Origin of the sequence: Haloferax denitrificans ATCC 35960 (assembly GCF_000337795.1) — an archaeon.
Classification (GTDB): domain Archaea; phylum Halobacteriota; class Halobacteria; order Halobacteriales; family Haloferacaceae; genus Haloferax; species Haloferax denitrificans.
Genome location: NZ_AOLP01000012.1, coordinates 145610 through 165185, shown reverse-complemented (window position 1 = coordinate 165185; position 19576 = coordinate 145610). Strand labels below are relative to the sequence as shown.

The following is a 19576-nucleotide window of genomic DNA, read 5'->3' as shown; positions in this document are numbered from 1 at the left end:
CTACCGAGCCCGACGCTCGCCGCGGAACGCCTGAAACGCCGTCTGGTCGCGTTTCACGCCGAGCGCGACCGAGACGAGGGCGACGGCGATGCAGACGCCGACGGCGACAGTCGGGAGGACGCCGTCGGGGAGGTAGCCGTTCGCCATTCCGAGTTCGATGCAGGTCCCCGCGAAGACGGCGGTGAGCGCCGCGGAGACGAAGTCGGGTTCGCCCTCGTCGGCGTAGTGTGCCGCGACCGCGACGGCGGCGAAGCCGGCGAGAACGGCGTTGAGAAACAGCCAGACGAGCGCGGATTGGACCATATCGGACGAACGAACGTCGGAAGAGAATGTGAATTTTCTGCCGTGAAATCCCAGCGCCCGGACTCAGAACCGGTCGACGCGGCCCGAGGCGGCCCACCCGTCGGTCGGCGCGCCGGCGGGGACGCGGCGGCCACAGCCCGTGACCGATTCGAGGCGGCCGGCGTACCGCCAGCGCTTTTCGTTCCACGTCTCCTCGCCGTCGTCTGCGGCCGCGGCGGCCGCGGCGACCGACTGGTCGTGGAGATGCGCGCCGACGGCGGCGGCGATGGCCGCGGCCTCCTCGGCGTCGGCGTCGTCCGGAATCGACAGCCCCGACAGCAGTTCGCCGCTCATAGCGGGATGTTGCCGTGTTTCTTGTCGGGTTGGGACTTGCGCTTGGAGTTCAGCATCCGGAGGTCGGAGATGAGGCGCTCGCGGGTCTCGCCGGGTTCGATGACGTCGTCGATGAAGCCGCGGTCCGCGGCGGTGTAGGGGTTGGCGAACTCCTCGCGGTACTCCTCGATGAGTTCGTCGCGGCGGGCGTCGGGGTCGTCCGCGGCGTCGAGTTCGTCGCGGTAGAGGATGTTGACCGCGCCCTGCGGGCCCATCACGGCGATTTCGGCGGTCGGCCACGCGTAGTTCACGTCCGCGCCGAGGTGCTTCGAGGCCATCACGTCGTACGCGCCGCCGTAGGCCTTGCGCGTGATGACGGTCATGAGGGGGACCGTCGCCTCGGAGTAGGCATAGAGGAGCTTCGCGCCGTGGCGGATGATGCCGTTGTGTTCTTGGTCGGTGCCGGGCAGGAAGCCGGGCACGTCCACGAACGAGAGGATGGGGATGTTGAAGGAGTCGCAAAAGCGGATGAAGCGCGCGCCCTTCTCGGAGGCCTCGATGTTGAGGGTGCCGGCGTTCACGCGGGGCTGGTTGGCGACGATGCCGACCGAGCGGCCGTCGAGGCGGCCGAAGCCGACGACGATGTTCTTCGCGAAGTCCTCCTGGACGCCGAAGAAGGAGCCCTCGTCGAGGACGCCGTCGAGCACGTCGTGGATGTCGTAGGGCTTGCGGGGCTGGTCGGGCACGACCTCGGCGAGGCCGTCGTCGACGCGCTCGGGGTCGTCCCACGGCTCGACGCGCGGCGGGTCCTCGACGTTGTTCTGCGGGAGATACGAAAGCAGGTGGCGGATGTCGTCGAGCGCCTGTTCCTCGGTGTCGGTGGCGAAGTGGGCGACCCCGCTGGTCGAGGTGTGGGTCGTCGCGCCGCCGAGCTCGTCGAAGGTGACCTCCTCGCCCGTGACCGTCTTGATGACGTCCGGGCCGGTGATGAACATGTGGCTCGTGTCGCGGACCATGAAGGTGAAGTCCGTCAGCGCGGGGGAGTACACCGCGCCGCCCGCGCAGGGGCCCATGATGGCCGAAATCTGCGGGATGACGCCCGACGCCTCGGTGTTGCGGCGGAAGATTTCGCCGAAGCCGCCGAGCGACTGGACGCCCTCCTGAATCCGCGCGCCGGCGGAGTCGTTGAGGCCGACGACGGGCGCGCCGACCTCCATCGCCTTGTCCATCACCTTACAGACCTTCTCGGCGAACACCTCGCCGAGCGAGCCGCCGAAGACGGTGAAGTCGTGGGCGAAGACGAAGACGGTTCGGCCGTCGACCTCGCCGTAGCCGGTGATGACGCCGTCGCCGGGGAGCTTCGTCTCCTCCATGCCGAACTTGTGGTTGCGGTGGGTCCGGAACTGGTCGAACTCGCGGAAGGTGCCGTCGTCGAGGAAGTAGTCGATGCGCTCGCGGGCGGTCATCTTGCCCTTGTCGTGCTGGGAGGCGATTCGGTCCTCGCCGCCGCCCTTCAGGGCTTCCTCGCGCTTCTCGCGGAGTTCGTCGATCCGGTCTTCCATCGTCATGCCAGACCACCTTCGCTCATTGAAACATCGGTCCGCAGTCCTCGGTCAAAGGAGTTCCGCAATCCGGCAACCCTTACTTCGACAGTTGTCGAATAATAGATGGAACAATCATCACAGTTGGTGGCGCGGGGACGGGCCGCTCCTCGCGGTTTCGTCGGTGGAAAACAAGGAGTTCGGGGGTCGAGTCGCCGCTCAGACGACCGAGTCGGGCTGTCGAAGCCCGAAGAAGGCGGCGGCGGACGCGACGACGGCGACCGCGACGGTCGGCCAGAAGCCGATGGTCGTGTCCACGCCGAAGTGCGTGAGGAGCGTGAAGACGAGGAACAGCGGGAGGACGACGCCGACGGCGAAGAGCCACGGCGTGCCGAGGGACTTCCCGAAGTCGCCCGCGCCCGCGGCGAACTCTTCGAGCGCCTCGCGGCCCATGACCCAGCCGACGAACAGGAGGAACGCGGCGAGGCCGGCGGTCAGGAGGACGTTCACGAGCGGCCCGGCGACGAAGCCGAAGATGCTCGGGTTGAACGCGCAGACGGTCCCGGTGACGGCGACGAGCGCGGTCATCCCGGAAACGGCGCGTCTTCGGGAGACGCCGTACTCGTCGACGAGGAACGCGACGGGGATTTCGAGCATGCTGATGGAGCTCGACAGCGCCGCGAGCGTCACGACGGCGAAGAACGCGGTGGCGATGAGCGTCCCCGCGGGGAGTTGCGAGAACGCCCCGGCGAGGCCGACGAACAGCGCGCCCGGCCCGGTGCCGGTCTCGGTCGGGTTGATGCCCTGCGAGAACAGAAGCGGGAAGACGACGAGGCCGGTGACGACCCCGACCGCCGTGTTGAGGATGGCGATGGCGCTCCCGTCGAAGGGGAGAGAGCGGTCCTCGCCGAGGTACGAGGAGTACGTTATCATCGTGCCCGCGCCGAGCGAGAGAGTGAAAAGCGCCTGCCCGGCGGCGGGACCGAGGATGGCGAAGAAGTTCTCGGAGATGACCGAGGGGTCGAATCGGAGGAAGAAGGCGTAGCCCGCGGCCGCGTTGGGCTGGGTCGCGGCCCAGCCGGCGAGGCCGACGAGGAGGACGAGCACGGCGGGCATCATGACCTTCGTGCCGAGTTCGATGCCCTTGCGGACGCCCGCGAAGACGATGAGCGCGGTCAGGCCGAGAAACAGGAGATGGTAGAGCGCCGCGTCGACGCCGGCGGAGACGCCGCCGAAGTACTGGCCCGGATTCGTGAAGTACGCGGGACTCCCGCCGACGACCGCGGCCCCGCTTTCGAGGAGATAGCGGATAATCCACCCGCCGACGACGCTGTAGAACGAGAGCAACGAGATGCCGGTGACGACCGAGAACGCGCCGACGATACCCCACTTGTTCGACCCCGAGAGGTCCCGGAGCGCGCCGACCGGCGACTTCTTCGCGCGGCGGCCGATGACGAACTCGCCGAGCAGTCCGGGGACGCCGACGAGGAGGACGATACCGAGGTACACGACGAGGAACGCACTGCCGCCGTTTTCGGCGGTCTGCCACGGGAACCGCCAGATGTTCCCGAGGCCGACCGCGCTACCGACGGCCGCGAGGATGAACCCGAGCCGTGTTGCCCATGTTTCTCGTGTCATTGCCACCCATTGCCAGTCCACCGGTAAAAGGGCTTTCGGACCGACGATACGTCATCGGAGAAATTTAACGGTTTTGAGTGGTCTACGCGTGAAAATTGCCGTCGAATAGTCGGAGAATACGCGTCGCTACCGATGATTCCTAACCGCTCGAAAAGCGGGACCGTCAGCCGCCTCAGAGGGGCGGGATGATAGCCGGGCTCTCGCCGAGGAACAGCGTCTGGAGGCCGAGGGCGAGCGTCGCCACGACGGCGACGATAACGAGCGTGCGGGCGAGCCAGAGCCACGTCAGGCCGACGCCCTCGCCGAGTCCGCTCCCCTTCATCAGTTCGTCGATGGCGGGCGCGCCGTAGACCCACGCCGCGAAGACGAGGATGCCGAGGACCGAAAGCGGGAGGAGAAGCTGGTAGGCGAGCGTGTCGAACCAGCCGAGCCACGCGGTGTCGATGGCCGAGGGGACGCCGAGCAGGAAGATGACGCCGCCGAGGCCGACGGCCATCTGCGGGCGGGACACGTCGTAGTTGTCGATGGCCCACGAGACGACGACTTCGAGCAGGCTAATCGCCGACGAGAGCGCCGCGATGAGCACGACCGCGAAGAAGACGAGGCCGACTATCTGGCCGCCGGGGATGTCGCCGAACGCGCCGGCGACGCTGATGAACACCGCGCCCGCCCCGCTCGTGTTGGGGTCGATGCCCTGCGCGAACAGGAGCGGGAGGACGACGAGCCCGGCGAGGATGCCGACGAAGCTGTTCAGGAAGACGATGGTGATACCGTCGCCGAACAGGCTCTGGTCGCCGTCGATGTAGGAGGCGTAGGTAATCATCGCGCCCATGCCGAGCGACAGCGAGAAGAACGCCTGGCCGACGGCGAAGGGGACGATTTCGGCGAAGTTCTCCGACAGCGCGTTGAAGTCGGGCGAGAGGAAGTACGCGTAGCCCGCCGACGCGCCGGGGAGCGTGAAGGCGAAGACGGCGAGCGCGGCGAGGATGACGACGATGCTCGGCACCATCAGCTTCGTCGCCTTCTCGATGCCGTCTTCGATGCCCGCGGCGACGATGCCGACGACGAGCGCCATGAAGACGGCGTGGAGCGCGAGCGCGTCCATCCCGGCGGACACCTGACCGAAGTACTCCGCGGGAGCGGCGAAGTACGCGCCCGTCAGGCTCCCGCCGATGTACCGGAGGACCCAGCCGCCGACGACGCTGTAGTACGACAGAATCCAGAAGCCGGTGAACAGGCCGACGGCACCGACGACGCGCCACTCCTTGTAGCCGAGTTTCTCGAAGGCGCTGATGGTGTTCAGGTTGGCTTTGCGTCCGATGACGAACTCGGCGAGGATGGCCGGGAGGCCGATGCCGAGCGCCGCGACGAGGTAGACGATCAGGAAGGAGGCACCGCCGAACTCGGCGGTCTTGAACGGGAACTGCCAGATGTTCCCGAGGCCGACCGCACTGCCGACGGCCGCGAGGATGAACCCTGCCCTGGTTGCCCACGTTTCACGTTCGGTCATGTCTATCACCCTGTTGCCGATGTGGGCCTGATAAATGACGCGGTATGCCGTCGCATATCGGAGCGAAAATCAACATAATTCTCCAACCAACTATAGTCTGTGTCGCGTTCGTCCGAATTTATCCCCTAAGTATCCTCATTTTTCTAACGAGTGTCGTGTTCGTGAATCCCTTGCGTACCGCGTAAAAATTCGTGCGCACCGAAACGAATGCCATACCCTCTCGTGGCGAATGTTGCCACGAGTCAGGCGACTCAGGCCTCGCCGTACACCGGGACGGCCGCGCCGCTCGTCACGGGAGTCGCGTCCGAACAGAGCGCGAGAACGGTTCGGGCGATTTCCTCGGGTTTCACCCACGCGTCGAAGTCGGCGTCGGCCATCATCTCGCGGTTCATCGGCGTGTCGATGACGCTCGGCATGACCGCGTTCGCGCGCACGATCCCGCGGTTCTCCTCGGCGATGGTTTCGGTGAGCAGGCGCACGCCGGCCTTCGACGCCCGGTAGACGCCGTCGCCCTCGCCGCCCGAAAGCGACGAGCGGGCCGAGACGCTCACGACGGACCCCTCGGTCTCGCGGAGGTGCGGAATCGCGTGTTTCGACGCGAGGAACATCGTCTTGAGGTTCACGTCGAACAGGAAGTCGAAGGTGTCCGCGTCCGTCTCGTCGACCGGCGTCCCGCCGCGCCACGTCCCGGCGATGTTGGCGAGGTGGTCGAGGCGGCCGAAGTCGGAGACGACGCTGTCGACGACGCGTGCCACGTCGTCCTCGTCGGTGAAATCGCCCTCGTAGAACCGAACCTCCTCGGACTCGAAGAAGCCGTCCTCGTCGTCGGGTTCGACCACGTCCGCGGCCGCGACCGACGCGCCCGCTTCGTAGAACGCGCGGGCGACCGCGCCACCGAGCGCGCCGCTCGCACCGGTCACGAGAGCTACGGTTCCGTCGAAATCGAATACCACGTCCATGTCCGTGCGGTAAGTGCGCACGGAACATAATTCGGTCGCGGCTGTGCGCCCGCAGGCGACCGGCCGCCACCGACCGCAGTAGTGCGGGGAGACGGCCCGTCAGGGCGTGATGACCAACTTGCCGAGGAAGCTGTCTTCCATGACGGCGCGGTGGGCCTCGGCGGCCTCGTCGAGGTCGTAGGTCCGCGCCACGTCGATTTCGAACTCGCCCGCGCCCATTTGCCCGGCGAGTTCGCGCAGGGGCGCGGAGAGGTCGGGCGTGTTGAACATGCTCATCATCGTCAGCGAGAGGTCCTTCCCCCGGGCCGACGACGACAGGTCGAAGCCGACTTCGGGGTCGTTCTCGCCGATGCCGACGATGCGACCGCCGTGAGCGGCCACGTCGGCGTCGAACTGGAGGTAGTCGTCCAGCCGGTGGTCGAGCGTCAGGTCCACGCCGTCGCCCGTCGCGGCCTCCAGGACGGCGTCCGCGAGGTCGTCGCGGTCGTAGTCGAGGACCACGTCCGCGCCGAGTTCGGCCACCCGGTCGTGGTAGTCGGGCGCGGCGGTGGCGATGACGCGGGCCCCGGACGCCGCGGCGAGCTGGACCGCGGCGTGGCCGACGCCGCCGGAGCCGCCGTGAATCAGCACCGTGTCGCCGAGTTGCATCCCGCCGTGGTCGACGAGGGCGCGCCACGCGGTGACGCCGGCGACGCCCGCGCCGCCGGCCGCGACGAGGTCCACGTCGTCCGAGAGGACCGCGAGCCGGTCGGTCGGGACGGCCGCGAACTCGGCGTAGCCGCCGTAGTGGTCCTTGCCGATGCCGGTGCCGACGACGTGGTCGCCCTCCGCGAATCCCGTCACGTCGGCCCCGACCGCCGCGACCGTTCCGGCCACGTCGACGCCGGGAATCATCGGCATCGCAAACGGCTGGTACGAGCCCTCGCGGAAGTACGTGTCAACCGGGTTGACGCCCGCGGCCGCGACGTCGACGAGGACCTCGCCCGCCGCCGGCTCGGGCGTGTCGATGTCGTCTACCTGAAGCACGTCGCGTCCGCCGTGGTCGTGGAATCTGACAGCGCGCATAGTTACACAGAAGTTCTTATCCTATTACGTATTTTCCCTACACCATGGACCGAAACCTCGCGCCGTGGCAGAAACGAGGCGGTCCGATGTACCTCTCTGAGAAACAACTCTTGAGCCGGCTAGTAGAGCGTGGGGTTTCCACGCCCGAGGACCTCGCGGAGGACCGGTTTCGAGAGAACGTAATTCGGCTTCAATGCCGCTTGCTCGCCCGTGTGGGGGCAGTCGTGGAAGTCGCTGAAGATACATTCGAAGCGACCGCATCTGGCGAGGCCGTCTTCGCCGAGGAGGGTTGTTCTCCCTGGTTCTCTGGGGAGGATCTCGTCATCGATGAGGGACTCTGTGTCTCCGACTGGCGTCTCACCGACTTTTCGAAGTTAGACCCGACAGACATCAAGCAGATTAACCTCCAGTTCTTCAGAGATCCGGAGAACGACTATCGAATCCTCAACGAGTCGCCAACATACACCCAACAAAAGATTCTCGGAGCTACCGATTGGAAACTAAACCGCTTGCTCCGCGAGTTCCCACGGACAGAATCACTCTCACAGCAGTGTACTCATTGGATGCGTGCGTTTGCTGGAATTCACACGTTTCCGGATGCGAACCACCGAACAGGCATGGCCTCTTTGTACGGTTTACTGAAGCAGAACGATGTCGATTTCCCCGACGAGGAGTGGCCCGGAGATCACATCGAGCGTGCCGTACTGCATTCCAAGATAATTCGTGGCCTCCATTCGGATGTGAAATACAATTCTCTGTGGCTGAAAGACTAACTATACGTTAGTTGGCATCGATATTTCAGAAATTTCCTCTTGGACTGCGAGAATCGCCTGCCGATGAAGCCGACGCTCGAACAGTTACGAAGCGTGATCAATCACGGCCGGGAGAACGGGTTTTAGCTCAGGCTTTGTCCTCGGTGACCTCACCGGGAGAACCCATCGCCACGTATTTATCGTGGTTTCTCTCGATGTTCTTGCTGATTAGATCCAGCGTATCTGGGTTCATCTCTGTGTACCATAGAGGGTTGCATATATGCAAAAGTGTTTTCCTATCCAGAGCTTCGGGTTCATTTGACCCTACGCGTACCGTTCAGCCCTCATAGAACGCATATATGCAAAACGAGTTATCTATTAGGAGAGTCTGACACCGTCGACCCTGAACGTAGATGAATGGGATTTAAGCGCGTGCCTTCCCCTCCCACGCATGGTAATGAAGCTTCACGAATACCAGGCGAAGGACATCTTCGCAGAGGCTGGGATTCCGGTGCCAGAGTCCCGTCTCGCGTCGTCGGTAGAGGAGGTCATGGAGGCGGTCGAGGAGATCGGATACCCCGCCGCCATCAAGGCGCAGGTACACGTCGGTGGGCGTGGCAAGGCCGGTGGCATCAAAATCGCCACGAACGAAGACGAGGCTCGACAGGCCGCAGAGGACATCCTCGGGATGGACCTCAAGGGCTACACGGTCGACCGAGTGCTCGTCGAGGCCGGCGTCGACTTCGAGAACGAACTGTACGTCGGCGTCACGATGGACCGAAGCGAGGGCAAGCCCGTCGCGATGGTCTCGACGGAGGGTGGCGTCAACATCGAGGAAGTCGCAGAGGAGAACCCGGACGCAATCGCCCGCGAGCACATCGACCCCGCGTTCGGCCTGCATCCCTATCAGGCCCGGAAGGTCGTCTTCGAGGCGGGCATCCCCCGCGACGTCGCCTTCGACGTCGCCTCGTTCCTCACGACGCTGTACGACCTCTACGAGTCGAACGACGCGTCGGACATCGAAATCAACCCCGTCATGATTACCTCGGACCGCGACATCGTCGCCGCGGACGCCGTCATGAACATCGACGACGACGCCCTGTTCCGTCACGACGACCTCGCGGCGATGGAAGAGGACGCCTACGAGAACGACCTCGAAGCCAAGGCCGGCGAGTACGGCTTCGACTACGTCCGCCTGTCGGGTAACGTCGGCATCATCGGCAACGGTGCCGGGCTCGTCATGACGACGCTCGACCTCGTGGACTACTTCGGCGGCGAACCCGCCAACTTCCTCGACATCGGCGGCGGCGCGAAGGCCGAGCGCGTGGCGAACGCGCTGGACATGGTCTTCTCCGACGAGAACGTCGACTCCGTCGTGTTCAACATCTTCGGCGGCATCACCCGCGGCGACGAGGTCGCCAAGGGTATCAACGAGGCGCTGGAGAGCTTCGACGAGATTCCCAAGCCGGTCGTCGTCCGCCTCGCGGGCACGAACGCCGAGGAGGGCATGGAGATTCTGAACACGGACCTCGTACAGGTCGAGGGGACGCTGGAGGACGCCGTCCAGCGTGCCGTCAAGAACGCACAGGAGGTGTCCCAATGAGCATTTTCGTCGACGACGACACGCGAGTGGTTGTACAGGGTATCACGGGTGGCGAAGGTAAGTTCCACACCCGCCAGATGGTCGAATACGGCACGAACGTCGTCGCCGGGACCTCCCCCGGAAAGGGCGGTCAGGACGTCGACGGCATCCCCGTCTACGACACCGTCGAAGAGGCGGTCGACGAGGAAGACGCCAACGCCTCGGTCGTGTTCGTCCCGCCGGCGTTCGCCGCTGACGCCATCTTCGAGGCGCTCGACACGGACCTCGACCTCGTCGTCGCCATCACCGAGGGCGTCCCGACGCAGGACATGGCCAAGGTCAACAAGCGCCTGTCGGAGACCGACACGCGCCTCATCGGTCCCAACTGCCCGGGCATCATCACGCCCGGCGAGTCCAAGCTCGGCATCCTCCCCGGAAACATCTTCGAGGAGGGGAACGTCGGCCTCGTCTCCCGCTCCGGCACCCTCACCTATCAGGTCGTCTCGAACCTGACCGAGCGCGGCATCGGCCAGACCACCGCCATCGGCATCGGCGGCGACCCCATCATCGGCACGTCGTTCGTCGACGCCCTCGAAGCGTTCGAGAACGACCCCGACACGCACGCGGTCGTCATGTGCGGCGAAATCGGCGGCGAGGACGAAGAGCAGGCCGCGAAGTTCATCGCGGAGAACATGGACACGCCCGTCGCCGGCTTCATCGCCGGCCGCACGGCACCGCCGGGCAAGCGCATGGGTCACGCCGGCGCTATCGTCTCCGGGTCGGGCACGGGCACCGCGGAGTCCAAGATTTCCGCCCTCAACGACGCGGGCGTCCCCGTCGGCGACACCCCCAACGAGGTCGCCGACCACATCGAAGACTTCCTCTAACGCCGCCTCGAACGCGGCTTTCCGTTTTCTTCGATTCTTTTTTCGCGCCCGCGCTATCGCAACGCCGCCCCGCACAGCCCACAGCGCCCGCCGTCGGTCGCGTTCGGCGCGCCGCACTCCCGGCAGACCGCCGTCCGCCGACGCGACTTCTCCCCTGCGGACCGCAGGAACGTCGTCGGGTCGAGCGCCGTCCCGGTCGGCCCGCCTCCCTCGTCGACCCTGTCGAGGACGCGCTCGACGAGGTCGTCCTCGCGCATGGCGTCGAGCAGTCTGACGAACCCGACGAACAACAGCGACGGCGCGACGATGCAGAAGCCCGCCACGAGCAGGCGGAACTCGGTTTCCATGTGGGTTGCTAGCGTTCAACAGCCGTATGGTTGACGCTCGGGGCGGACTGGTCGGGGCCGCCCGGCCCGCGGTCCGCAGTCGTCGAAGCCCGTTCGACCGTCGCCGCGTCGACTTATTATCTCGTTTGATACTCGAAGGCACGGATTTATGCACCGCATTCGGGTCGGTACGGTAATGGCCGAGAATCTCGTTTTGGAGGCCGAATCACGGCTTCCTGATGCGATTACGGAGAGCTACATGCGGCGGCTCGTCGCCGCGATGCTACTCGTCTCAGTCCTCGTCGCCGGCGTCGGAGCCGTCCAGTATCAACAGACGGCATCCACGATAGACGAGAACGCCCGCGCCAACCTCCTCACCGAGGCCGAACGCGAGGCCCTGCAGGTGGACACGTGGTTCGACGAGCGCGAACGCCTCGCCACCATCGTCGCGGACGACCCCGCCGCCGGGAGCACGCTCGACGGCCGGTCTTCGGCGACCCTGACGGCCGCGAAAGCGGACATGCCCGCGGACGTGGCCGCGCTCCACTTCGTCGACACCGAGACGACGACCGTCATCGGCTCCTCCGAGGAGGGCGCGGTCGGGACGACGCTGTTCGAAGGCGGGTCGCTTCCGCTCCCCGCGAGCGCCGACCTCTCGGACGACGGCGTCGAGCGGACCACCGTCTACGTCGAAGACGGCGTCGCCTACATGGGCTTCGTCGCGCCGCTTCCGTCCATCGAACCGCGCGCAATCGTCCTCGTCGCCGAGGCGTCCTCGCTCGGGGCCGCGCTCGACGGCAACCGCATCGACGGCGGCTTCACCCAACTCGTGACGACCGACGGGAACGTCCTCTACGACGGCGGCGGCGGCCAGTCGAACGTCGCTTATCCCGCCGCCGAGGCGTCCGAACTCGACGACGCCTTCGCCGGCGAGACGGGGGTCGCCCGCCTCGACCCGGTCGAGGGCTTCGTCTCCTCGCCGCACGTCGTCGCGCACGTCCCCGTCTCCGGCGGCGTGCTCCTCCTGCACGCCCCCGCGAGCCACGTCTTCGCGCTCTCCCGAAGCGTCGGTCTGGGGATTGCGACACTGCTGGCGCTCTCGATACTCGGCTTCGTCGCCTTCGCGCTCATCGTCCGCGGCAACACCGCGCTCCCGCTCGTCGACCTCGCGTCGACCGTCGCCGCGCTCCGCGACGGCGACCTCGACGTCGACCTCGAAACCGACCGGAGAGACGAGTTCGGACAGGTCGTCCGCGGCATCGGCAACCTCCGGGACGACCTCCGCGACCAGCGGACCGACGCCCGGACCTACAGCGAGGCGATGACCCGCGCGGCCGACGGCGACCTGCGCGTCCGCCTCCCGACCGACTCCGAGAGCCGCGACATGGCGACCGTCGCCGCCGCGTACAACGAGATGATGGACGACATCGAACAGACCGTCGGCACGGTCAAGACGTTCGGCGAGGACGTGGCGACGCTCGCCGACCGCGTGGCCGACCGCGCCGACGACGTGTCCGCCGCGAGCGAGGAGGTGTCGGCGTCGGTCCAGCAGATTTCCGAGGGCGCGAGCGAGCAGACCGACAGCCTCGTCGCCGCCGCCGACGAGATTAACGACCTCTCTGCGTCCATCCAGCAGATCGCCTCGTCGGCCGACGAGCTCGTCCGGCTCACCGAGGAGGCAGAGGCGCGCTCGCTGGACGGCCAGACCGCCGCCACCGACGCCCTCGACGACATCGACGCCGTGCGCGCCGAGACGGAGGCGACCGTGGGCGAGGTCCGCGAACTCGACGACCGCCTCGCCCAAATCGAGGAAATCGTCGAGGTCATCACCGACATCGCCGAACAGACCGACATCCTCGCGCTCAACGCGAACATCGAGGCCGCCCGCGCGGGCGAGGCCGGCGAGGGGTTCGCCGTCGTCTCCAACGAGGTCAAACAGCTCGCACAGGAGACGAAGTCCTCGGCGGGCGACATCGAGTCGCTCGTCGCCGAAATCGAGAGCCAGCGCGACGCCGTCGTCTCCCGCATCGAACGCATGCAGGCGCAGGTCGAAGAGAGCGCCACCTCGGTCGACGAGGCGCTTTCCTCCTTCGACGGCATCGTCGAGCGCGTCGAGGAGACGACCGCGAGCGTCCACGAGATTTCGGACGCCACGGGCAGTCAGGCCGACTCCTCCCAAGAGGTGCTCTCGATGACCGACGAAATCGCGGGCATCTCCGAGGAGACCGCCGCCGAGGCCGAGAACGTCTCCGCGACCGCCGAAGAACAGAGCGCCGCGCTCGTGGACGTCAACGGAGACGTGCGCGAGCTCTCGTCGCACGTGAGCCACCTCGACGACCTCCTCGACGCGTTCGAGGTCGACGACGGCGGCGACGTGGCCGCGACCGTCGACGACGTGCTCGGCGAGGAGGCGACGGCGGGAACCGACCCGGACCGGACCCGCGCCGCGTCCGAGTCGCGCCCCGAGCGAGAGCCCTCGCCCGCGGACGACTGAGATGCGCGTCGACGACATCATGACCGAGGAGGTTGCGACCGTCGAACTGGGGTCGAGCGTCGCCGACTGCGCGCGAACCATGCTCCGCGGGGGCGCGGGGAGCGTCGTCGTGATGGCCGACGGCGGTCCCGCGGGCATCGTCACCGAGTCGGACGCGCTCCGCGCCGGCGTGGCGAGCGGGAAGCCGCTGTCCGCGGTCCCGACCCGCGCGGTCATGTCGAGTCCCATCAAGTGGGTCCGACCGGACTCCACGACGCGCGTGGCCGCCGAGAAGATGCGCGACCGAGGGGTGAAAAAGCTCGTCGTCGTCGACGGCTCGGAGATGGTCGGCATCGTGACCGCCACGGACATCGCCTTCCATCTCTCGGACGTGGCCCGCGGCGTCGGCCAGATGATAGAACTCAAGGACAAATGGGAGTCGGACCGCCGGTTCCGCTGACCGCCGCCCGCCGGTCGCCGGGCGTTCCACGCCGATTGCTATCACGAACCAAATCGGCGAAGCGTTGATAACGACGTCTCGCTTCTAGTCGCGACGAGTGTACGACCGTCTCGCGTCGATTCGTCCCCGCGTCAGGTCCGGCCTCGAACGAGCGTTCGCGGCGGACCACACACCTCACGAGGTGGCCGCCAGCTTCGCGTTCGGCGTCTTCTTCGTGGCCATGCCGACCGCAGGGACCGCCCTCGCGCTGTTCGCCCTCATCGGCTACTTCGTCGAGCGGGCGAGCCGACTCGCGCTCGTCGCCACGCTCGTCGTGTTCAACCCGCCCGTCAAGTGGGCGGTCTACGGCGCGAGCTTCTGGCTCGGCTCGCACCTGCTCGGCCCGGTTCCGGGGGCCTCGGTCGCAGACGTGTCGCTCAGCGCCGGTCTCGATATCCTGTTTCGACAGCTCGTCGGCAACACGATTCTCGCCGTCGCCCTCGCCGTCGTCGGCTACGCGGTGACGCTCCAACTGGCGCGTCTGCACCACCGGCGACAGCGGTTGGCGTCGCCGGCGGGAGCCGCCGAGAGTCGAAGCGACGACGCCCGACCCGACGTATCGTCGTGACGCTACCGCTGTGACTGCTCGTTTCTGCCCTCTTCGAACGCCCGGAGCGACTGGATGAGCTTGTAGCCCAGATAGACGACCGCGAGCGGGATGAGGAGCAACAGCGCGAGGATGACGAGTTCCGGACCGCCGGGAATCTGCAGGAGGGTCATGGGCGGAGTTCGCGGGGGGAAAACATAGTGGTTGGGTGGTGTGGGAGACTGTATGGTCGGTGAGTGGTGCGGTGGGCTGTGTCGGGTGACACGCTCGCTCCGCTCGCGTGAACCTCACTCGCTCACTGCGTTCGCTCGCTGGTTCAAATCTGCCCCGCGGCACGATTGCACGCGACTCGTGGCACCGAGCACACGCTACGCGGTGCTCGGTAGATAACTCGTCGCGAGAAAGTAGTGGGTTGGGGCAGATTTGAACTGCCGGCCTCCTCCATGTCAAGGAGGTGTCATAACCAGACTAGACCACCAACCCGGTGTGTTGCGAACATCGCCGAACGCCGAAACGCGGGAAGAGGAGTGGGTTGGGGCAGATTTGAACTGCCGGCCTCCTCCATGTCAAGGAGGTGTCATAACCAGACTAGACCACCAACCCGGTTACGGAGCTTCCCGCGCCCGTTCGGACGCATCTCTCCGTTGTCCGGGGTTACAATTTAAGCTTTCGAATCTGACTACGTGCGGCGATTCGGGTCACAGCGCGGTCCCGCCGTCCGTCGCGGTCGATTCGCCCCGAGCGGCGACCGCCCGATGGCGGCGATTTTCGCCAGCCCGACACGCTTAAGCCGATGTACGAATTTGTACATCATAACCCGAAGAAGTACATCGGTGATTACCAATGCAGGATTATATCGAACGTGTGACCGGCGGTGCGGACCTGACTATCGAGGAGGCGCGCGACGCCGCGCGGGCGGTCTTCGAGGACGCGACCGAGGCGCAAATCGGCGCGCTCCTCGCCGCGCTCCGGTCGAAAGGCGAGACCGAGGCCGAAATCGCGGGGTTCGCGCAGGGGATGCGCGACGCCGCCCTGACCATCGAACCCGACCGCGGCCCGCTCGTCGACACCTGCGGCACCGGCGGCGACGACTACAACACCATCAACGTCTCGACCACGAGCGCGCTCGTCGCGGCCGGCGCGGGCGCGGCGGTGGCCAAGCACGGCAACTACTCCGTCTCTTCGTCTTCTGGGAGCGCCGACGTGCTGGAGGTTGCCGGCGTGAACGTCGAGGCCGACCCCGAGTCCGTCGAAGCCTGTATCGAGGACAACGGCGTCGGCTTCATGCTCGCGCCCGTGTTCCACCCCGCGATGAAGGCCGTCATCGGCCCGCGGAAGGAACTCGGCATGCGGACCATCTTCAACGTCCTCGGGCCGCTGACGAACCCCGCCGGGGCCGACGCGCAGGTCCTCGGCGTCTACGACGCCGACCTCGTCCCGCTCATCGCCGAGTCGCTGTCGCACATGCCCGTCGAGCGCGCCCTCGTCGTCCACGGCTCCGGCATGGACGAAATCGCGCTCCACGACGCGACCACAGTCGCCGAAATCGACGGCGACGAAATCACCGAGTACACCCTCACGCCCGCCGACCTCGGCCTCGAACAGGCCCCCATCGAGGACGTCGCCGGCGGCACCCCGCAGGAGAACGCCGACGACCTCGAAGGCATCCTCACCGGCGACGTGACCGGGCCGAAGCGCGACCTCATCCTCGCCAACGCCGGCGCGGCCGTCTACGTCGCCGACCTCGCGGACTCGCTGGAGGAGGGCGTCGAAGTCGCCCGCGACGCCATCGAGTCCGGCGCCGCGAAAGCCAAGCTCGACGCGCTCCGGGAGGCGTGAGATGACCCGCGTCAAAGTGTGCGGCGTCACCGACGAAACCGACCTCGCCGCCGTCGACGCGGCCGGTGCCGACGCCGTCGGTGCCATCTGCGACGTGCCCGTGGACACGCCCCGCGAGATCCCTCGCGAGCGCGCCCGCGAGCTGTTCGCCGCCGCGCCGCCGTTCCTCACGACCGTCCTCGTGACCATGCCCGACTCCATCGACCACGCCCGCGACCTCGCGCGCGAGGTCGGTCCCGACGTGCTCCAACTCCACGGCGACTTCGCGGCCGACGACCTCGACTCGCTCCGCGCGACGGGCGTCCGGGTCGTCCCCGTCGTCGACGCGACCGACCTCGACCGCGCACGGGCCGTCGCGCCCGTCGTCGACGCCGTCCTCGTGGACACGCCTTCCGCGTCCGGCGCGGGCGGCACCGGCGAGACTCACGACTGGGACGCCTCGCGCGAACTCGTCGACGCGGTCGATATCCCCGTGGTGCTCGCGGGCGGCCTGACACCCGACAACGTCGCCGAGGCGGTTCGCACGGTCGAACCCTACGGCGTCGACGTCGCGAGCGGCGTCGAGTCGTCCGGCGGCGTCAAGGACCACGACGCGGTCCGCGCGTTCGTCGCCGCGGCGAAGGCGGCCCGCGGAGCGTCCGGCGACCACGAGGAGGTCGTCGCGTGACGGCCCCCGACACCGACCGCGAGGAGTTCGTCGACCTCGTCGGCGACGCGGACGAACCGGTCGTGACGCACCTCGTTTCCGACCTCGACGTGTCCGTGGACCCGCTGGCCGCGTACACGACGCTCGCCGACAGAAGCGACTACGGCTTCCTCCTGGAGAGCGCCGAGAAGGTCTCCTCCAGTAACCCGCAGGGCGCGTTCTCCGCGCCCGCGACGGCCGCCGACTCCCACGCGCGCTTTTCGTTCGTCGGCTACGACCCCGAGGCGGTCGTGACGGTCGGCCCCGACGGCGTCGACGTGACCGACCTCGGCGGCCCCGCCGCCGAGTTCGTCGGCGCGGGCGACGGCGACGTGCTCGACTCCCTGCGCGGCGCGCTCCCGGACCTCCCGCGCGTCAACTTCCCCGAGACGGACCGGCAGACGCTCACCGGCGGGCTGGTCGGCTTCCTCGCCTACGAGGCCGTCTACGACCTCTGGCTCGACGAGGTCGGCCGCGACCGCCCCGACACCGACGACCCGGACGCCGAGTTCGTCCTCACGACGCGCACCCTCTCGTTCGACCACCGCGAGGACGCCGTCCGCCTCGTCTGTACCCCCGTCGTCTCGCCCGACGACGACCCCGGCGAGGTGTACGACGGCGTCGTCGCCGAGGCCGAACGCGTCGCGGAAAAGCTCCGGGCGGCGGCCGACCCCTCGCCCGGCGGCTTCGAGCGGACCGGCGAGGACGCCGGCTCCCGCGAGGAGTACGAGACCGCGGTCAGGAAGACGAAAGAACACGTCCGCGACGGCGACATCTATCAGGGCGTCATCTCGCGCACCCGGAAGCTCCACGGACAGGTCGACCCGGTCGGCCTGTACGCCTCGCTCCGCGAGGTGAACCCCTCGCCGTACATGTACCTGCTCCGGCACGGCGACCGACGCGTCGTCGGCGCGAGCCCCGAGACGCTCGTCTCCGTCAGGGGCGACCGCGTCGTCGTCAACCCCATCGCGGGGACGTGCCAGCGCGGCTCCGGCCCGGTCGAGGACCGCCGCCTCGCCGGCGAACTCCTCGCGGACGCGAAAGAGCGCGCCGAGCACACGATGCTCGTCGACCTCGGCCGCAACGACGTGCGCCGGGTCTCGACGCCCGGGAGCGTCCGCGTCGAGGACTTCATGAGCATCATCAAATACAGCCACGTCCAGCACATCGAATCGACCGTCTCGGGGACGCTCGACCCCGACTCGGACGCCTTCGACGCCACCCGCGCGACGTTCCCCGCGGGGACGCTCACGGGCGCGCCGAAGGTCCGCGCGATGGAGATTATCGACGACCTCGAAGACGAGCCTCGCGGCGTCTACGGCGGCGGCGTCGGCTACTACTCGTGGACCGGCGACGCCGACATGGCAATCGTCATCCGAACCGCGACGGTCGACTCCGGCGGCTCGGAGGACGCCATCACCGTCCGCGCGGGGGCCGGCATCGTCGCCGACTCCGACCCGACCGCGGAGTACGAGGAGACAGAACAGAAGATGGGCGGGGTGCTCGACGCCGTCCACCGCATCGAGTACGGGACCGAGGAGGCGTCGCAATGATTCGGCTCGTCGTCGTCGACAACTTCGATTCGTTCACGTACAACCTCGTGGAGTACTTCTCCGAACAGACCGTCGAGGGCGAACCGCTCGACATCGAGGTGCGGAAGAACACCGCCTCGCTCGACGAGATACGCGACCTGAACCCCGACGCCATCGTCATCTCGCCGGGGCCGGGCCACCCGAAGAACGACCGCGACGTGGGCGTGACCAACGACGTGCTCACGGAGCTGTCGCCCGAGATTCCGACGCTCGGGGTCTGTCTCGGCCTCGAAGCCGCCGTGTACGCCTACGGCGGCACCATCGGCCACGCGCCGGAGCCGATTCACGGCAAGGCGTTCCCGGTCGACCACGACGGCGAGGGCGTCTTCGCCGGCCTCGAAGACGGCTTCCCGGCCGGGCGCTACCACTCGCTCGTCGCCACGGAAGTCCCCGACTGCTTCGACGTCTCGGCGACGACCGACCACGACGGCGAGGCGCTCGTGATGGGCGTCCGCCACCGCGAGTACCCCATCGAGTGCGTCCAGTTCCACCCCGAGAGCGTGCTCACGGGGTCCGGACACGGCGTCGTCAGAAACTTCCTCGCGTCGGTCGCCGGCTTCGACGTGGCCTGAATCGAGGGCGCGTCAGCCACGTCAGTACGTCGGTGCGTCGGTGCGACCGCGACCGCGGCCTTCGCGTGGTCGCGGTCCGGAGCCTGTTCTCCCGCGGTTACAGGACGTTGATGCCGAAAAACGAGAGCAACAACAGCGCGCCCACGACGATGGCGGCGATGGTGACCAGTCGCCACGCGACTTTGAGGAACAGCCGGCCGACGAGGATGACGACGGCGACGGCCGCGAGCACCACGAGCATCTGACCGAGCGGGCCGGAGAGGAGACCGCCGAGCTGTAACGGGGTGAGCGCGAGGGGAGTCAGTACCATACCCCGATATGACACCCGTAGAGCGGATAAGCTTGTGGGCGGTCCCGTCGCGCGGTTCCGGCGCGATTCCCCCGCCGAAACGACCGATTTCGGCACCCCTGAGCGACTGCGAAATTCGTGCATACGAATTCTGATAGTTATGTGGCTGTCGACTGTCCGGGGTTCCTTTATATCCTCTCCGGCG

At 67.2% G+C, this 19576-nt stretch carries 20 protein-coding genes and 2 tRNA genes; 10 read left to right on the top strand and 12 right to left on the bottom strand.

Features of this window, described 5'->3' with window-relative positions; translation table 11 throughout:
- The 7 genes from C438_RS12615 to C438_RS12585 form a co-directional block, all read right to left on the bottom strand.
- Entirely contained in the window at positions 1–303 is a 303-nt protein-coding gene (locus C438_RS12615; RefSeq protein ID WP_004969840.1) for a hypothetical protein, read from the bottom strand.
- Between the two features lie 63 nt (positions 304–366).
- Positions 367–636: a hypothetical protein gene (locus tag C438_RS12610; RefSeq protein ID WP_004969839.1), complete on the bottom strand. Its 270-nt coding sequence runs from the start codon at positions 634–636 to the stop codon at positions 367–369.
- Positions 633–2177 carry an acyl-CoA carboxylase subunit beta gene (locus C438_RS12605; protein ID WP_004969838.1) on the bottom strand — a complete coding sequence of 515 codons (1545 nt, stop codon included), beginning with the start codon at positions 2175–2177 and terminating at the stop codon, positions 633–635. The genes C438_RS12610 and C438_RS12605 overlap by 4 nt, the downstream gene beginning before the upstream one ends.
- Positions 2178–2375: 198 nt before the next feature.
- Positions 2376–3794: a sodium-dependent transporter gene (locus C438_RS12600; RefSeq protein WP_004969837.1), complete on the bottom strand. Its 1419-nt coding sequence runs from the start codon at positions 3792–3794 to the stop codon at positions 2376–2378.
- 172 nt (positions 3795–3966) lie between these two features.
- The gene (locus C438_RS12595; RefSeq protein WP_004969836.1) at positions 3967–5304 is read right to left on the bottom strand and encodes a sodium-dependent transporter; all 1338 of its coding nucleotides are present in this window, start codon (positions 5302–5304) and stop codon (positions 3967–3969) included.
- Between the two features lie 251 nt (positions 5305–5555).
- A complete protein-coding gene (locus tag C438_RS12590) occupies positions 5556–6263 on the bottom strand; it encodes an SDR family oxidoreductase (RefSeq protein ID WP_004969835.1) in 708 nt (235 codons plus the stop codon).
- Between the two features lie 99 nt (positions 6264–6362).
- Complete coding sequence (locus C438_RS12585) at positions 6363–7328, bottom strand: NADPH:quinone reductase (protein ID WP_004969834.1); 966 nt, start codon at positions 7326–7328, stop codon at positions 6363–6365.
- A gap of 44 nt (positions 7329–7372) precedes the next feature.
- On the opposite strand from C438_RS12585, the gene C438_RS12580 reads away from it, so the two are divergent.
- From C438_RS12580 to sucD, 3 genes are all read left to right on the top strand, one after another.
- Entirely contained in the window at positions 7373–8101 is a 729-nt protein-coding gene (locus tag C438_RS12580) for a hypothetical protein (protein ID WP_239640677.1), read from the top strand.
- A gap of 436 nt (positions 8102–8537) precedes the next feature.
- The gene (gene sucC / locus C438_RS12575; RefSeq protein WP_004969832.1) at positions 8538–9683 is read left to right on the top strand and encodes an ADP-forming succinate--CoA ligase subunit beta; all 1146 of its coding nucleotides are present in this window, start codon (positions 8538–8540) and stop codon (positions 9681–9683) included.
- Positions 9680–10549 carry a succinate--CoA ligase subunit alpha gene (gene sucD / locus C438_RS12570; protein WP_004969831.1) on the top strand — a complete coding sequence of 290 codons (870 nt, stop codon included), beginning with the start codon at positions 9680–9682 and terminating at the stop codon, positions 10547–10549. Before sucC ends, sucD begins: the two co-directional genes overlap by 4 nt.
- Positions 10550–10602: 53 nt before the next feature.
- Here the strand turns inward: sucD and C438_RS12565 are convergent, their stop codons facing one another.
- Positions 10603–10896 carry a hypothetical protein gene (locus C438_RS12565; protein WP_004969830.1) on the bottom strand — a complete coding sequence of 98 codons (294 nt, stop codon included), beginning with the start codon at positions 10894–10896 and terminating at the stop codon, positions 10603–10605.
- A 175-nt stretch (positions 10897–11071) separates the two neighbouring features.
- Between C438_RS12565 and C438_RS12560 the strand changes: the two genes are divergently transcribed.
- The 3 genes from C438_RS12560 (at position 11072) to C438_RS12550 (ending at position 14415) form a co-directional block, all read left to right on the top strand.
- Complete coding sequence (locus C438_RS12560) at positions 11072–13369, top strand: methyl-accepting chemotaxis protein (RefSeq protein WP_049918030.1); 2298 nt, start codon at positions 11072–11074, stop codon at positions 13367–13369.
- A 1-nt stretch (position 13370) separates the two neighbouring features.
- The gene (locus C438_RS12555) at positions 13371–13808 is read left to right on the top strand and encodes a CBS domain-containing protein (protein ID WP_004969828.1); all 438 of its coding nucleotides are present in this window, start codon (positions 13371–13373) and stop codon (positions 13806–13808) included.
- Positions 13809–13905: 97 nt separating this feature from the next.
- A complete protein-coding gene (locus tag C438_RS12550; RefSeq protein ID WP_004969827.1) occupies positions 13906–14415 on the top strand; it encodes a DUF2062 domain-containing protein in 510 nt (169 codons plus the stop codon).
- Positions 14416–14417: 2 nt separating this feature from the next.
- Here C438_RS12550 and C438_RS19730 read toward each other — a convergent pair whose 3' ends face one another.
- The 3 genes from C438_RS19730 to C438_RS12540 all read right to left on the bottom strand — a co-directional run bounded on the left by C438_RS19730 (position 14418) and on the right by C438_RS12540 (position 14997).
- Positions 14418–14567: a hypothetical protein gene (locus C438_RS19730; RefSeq protein ID WP_004969826.1), complete on the bottom strand. Its 150-nt coding sequence runs from the start codon at positions 14565–14567 to the stop codon at positions 14418–14420.
- A 235-nt stretch (positions 14568–14802) separates the two neighbouring features.
- A tRNA-Val gene (locus C438_RS12545) sits at positions 14803–14877 on the bottom strand.
- A 45-nt stretch (positions 14878–14922) separates the two neighbouring features.
- Positions 14923–14997, bottom strand: a tRNA-Val gene (locus C438_RS12540).
- A gap of 240 nt (positions 14998–15237) precedes the next feature.
- Here C438_RS12540 and trpD point away from each other — a divergent pair.
- The 4 genes from trpD to trpG are packed head-to-tail and all read left to right on the top strand — an operon-like array spanning position 15238 to position 19082.
- The gene (gene trpD / locus C438_RS12535) at positions 15238–16233 is read left to right on the top strand and encodes an anthranilate phosphoribosyltransferase (RefSeq protein WP_049918029.1); all 996 of its coding nucleotides are present in this window, start codon (positions 15238–15240) and stop codon (positions 16231–16233) included.
- Between the two features lies 1 nt (position 16234).
- Positions 16235–16900, top strand: coding sequence for a phosphoribosylanthranilate isomerase (trpF, locus tag C438_RS12530; protein ID WP_004969824.1), 666 nt, complete (start codon positions 16235–16237; stop codon positions 16898–16900).
- Complete coding sequence (gene trpE / locus C438_RS12525) at positions 16897–18471, top strand: anthranilate synthase component I (protein ID WP_004969823.1); 1575 nt, start codon at positions 16897–16899, stop codon at positions 18469–18471. The genes trpF and trpE overlap by 4 nt, the downstream gene beginning before the upstream one ends.
- The gene (gene trpG / locus C438_RS12520; RefSeq protein WP_004969821.1) at positions 18468–19082 is read left to right on the top strand and encodes an anthranilate synthase component II; all 615 of its coding nucleotides are present in this window, start codon (positions 18468–18470) and stop codon (positions 19080–19082) included. The genes trpE and trpG overlap by 4 nt, the downstream gene beginning before the upstream one ends.
- A 97-nt stretch (positions 19083–19179) precedes the next feature.
- Here the strand turns inward: trpG and C438_RS12515 are convergent, their stop codons facing one another.
- Entirely contained in the window at positions 19180–19392 is a 213-nt protein-coding gene (locus tag C438_RS12515; RefSeq protein WP_004969819.1) for a hypothetical protein, read from the bottom strand.
- Positions 19393–19576 lie beyond the last annotated feature (184 nt).

Coding starts and splice junctions, on each gene's coding strand:
- C438_RS12615 (WP_004969840.1), bottom strand. CDS start 303: ATGGTCCAATCCGCGCTCGTCTGGCTGTTTCTCAACGCCGTTCTCGCC.
- C438_RS12610 (WP_004969839.1), bottom strand. CDS start 636: ATGAGCGGCGAACTGCTGTCGGGGCTGTCGATTCCGGACGACGCCGAC.
- C438_RS12605 (WP_004969838.1), bottom strand. CDS start 2,177: ATGGAAGACCGGATCGACGAACTCCGCGAGAAGCGCGAGGAAGCCCTG.
- C438_RS12600 (WP_004969837.1), bottom strand. CDS start 3,794: ATGACACGAGAAACATGGGCAACACGGCTCGGGTTCATCCTCGCGGCC.
- C438_RS12595 (WP_004969836.1), bottom strand. CDS start 5,304: ATGACCGAACGTGAAACGTGGGCAACCAGGGCAGGGTTCATCCTCGCG.
- C438_RS12590 (WP_004969835.1), bottom strand. CDS start 6,263: ATGGACGTGGTATTCGATTTCGACGGAACCGTAGCTCTCGTGACCGGT.
- C438_RS12585 (WP_004969834.1), bottom strand. CDS start 7,328: ATGCGCGCTGTCAGATTCCACGACCACGGCGGACGCGACGTGCTTCAG.
- C438_RS12580 (WP_239640677.1), top strand. CDS start 7,373: ATGGACCGAAACCTCGCGCCGTGGCAGAAACGAGGCGGTCCGATGTAC.
- sucC (WP_004969832.1), top strand. CDS start 8,538: ATGAAGCTTCACGAATACCAGGCGAAGGACATCTTCGCAGAGGCTGGG.
- sucD (WP_004969831.1), top strand. CDS start 9,680: ATGAGCATTTTCGTCGACGACGACACGCGAGTGGTTGTACAGGGTATC.
- C438_RS12565 (WP_004969830.1), bottom strand. CDS start 10,896: ATGGAAACCGAGTTCCGCCTGCTCGTGGCGGGCTTCTGCATCGTCGCG.
- C438_RS12560 (WP_049918030.1), top strand. CDS start 11,072: ATGGCCGAGAATCTCGTTTTGGAGGCCGAATCACGGCTTCCTGATGCG.
- C438_RS12555 (WP_004969828.1), top strand. CDS start 13,371: ATGCGCGTCGACGACATCATGACCGAGGAGGTTGCGACCGTCGAACTG.
- C438_RS19730 (WP_004969826.1), bottom strand. CDS start 14,567: ATGACCCTCCTGCAGATTCCCGGCGGTCCGGAACTCGTCATCCTCGCG.
- trpD (WP_049918029.1), top strand. CDS start 15,238: ATGCAGGATTATATCGAACGTGTGACCGGCGGTGCGGACCTGACTATC.
- trpF (WP_004969824.1), top strand. CDS start 16,235: ATGACCCGCGTCAAAGTGTGCGGCGTCACCGACGAAACCGACCTCGCC.
- trpG (WP_004969821.1), top strand. CDS start 18,468: ATGATTCGGCTCGTCGTCGTCGACAACTTCGATTCGTTCACGTACAAC.
- C438_RS12515 (WP_004969819.1), bottom strand. CDS start 19,392: ATGGTACTGACTCCCCTCGCGCTCACCCCGTTACAGCTCGGCGGTCTC.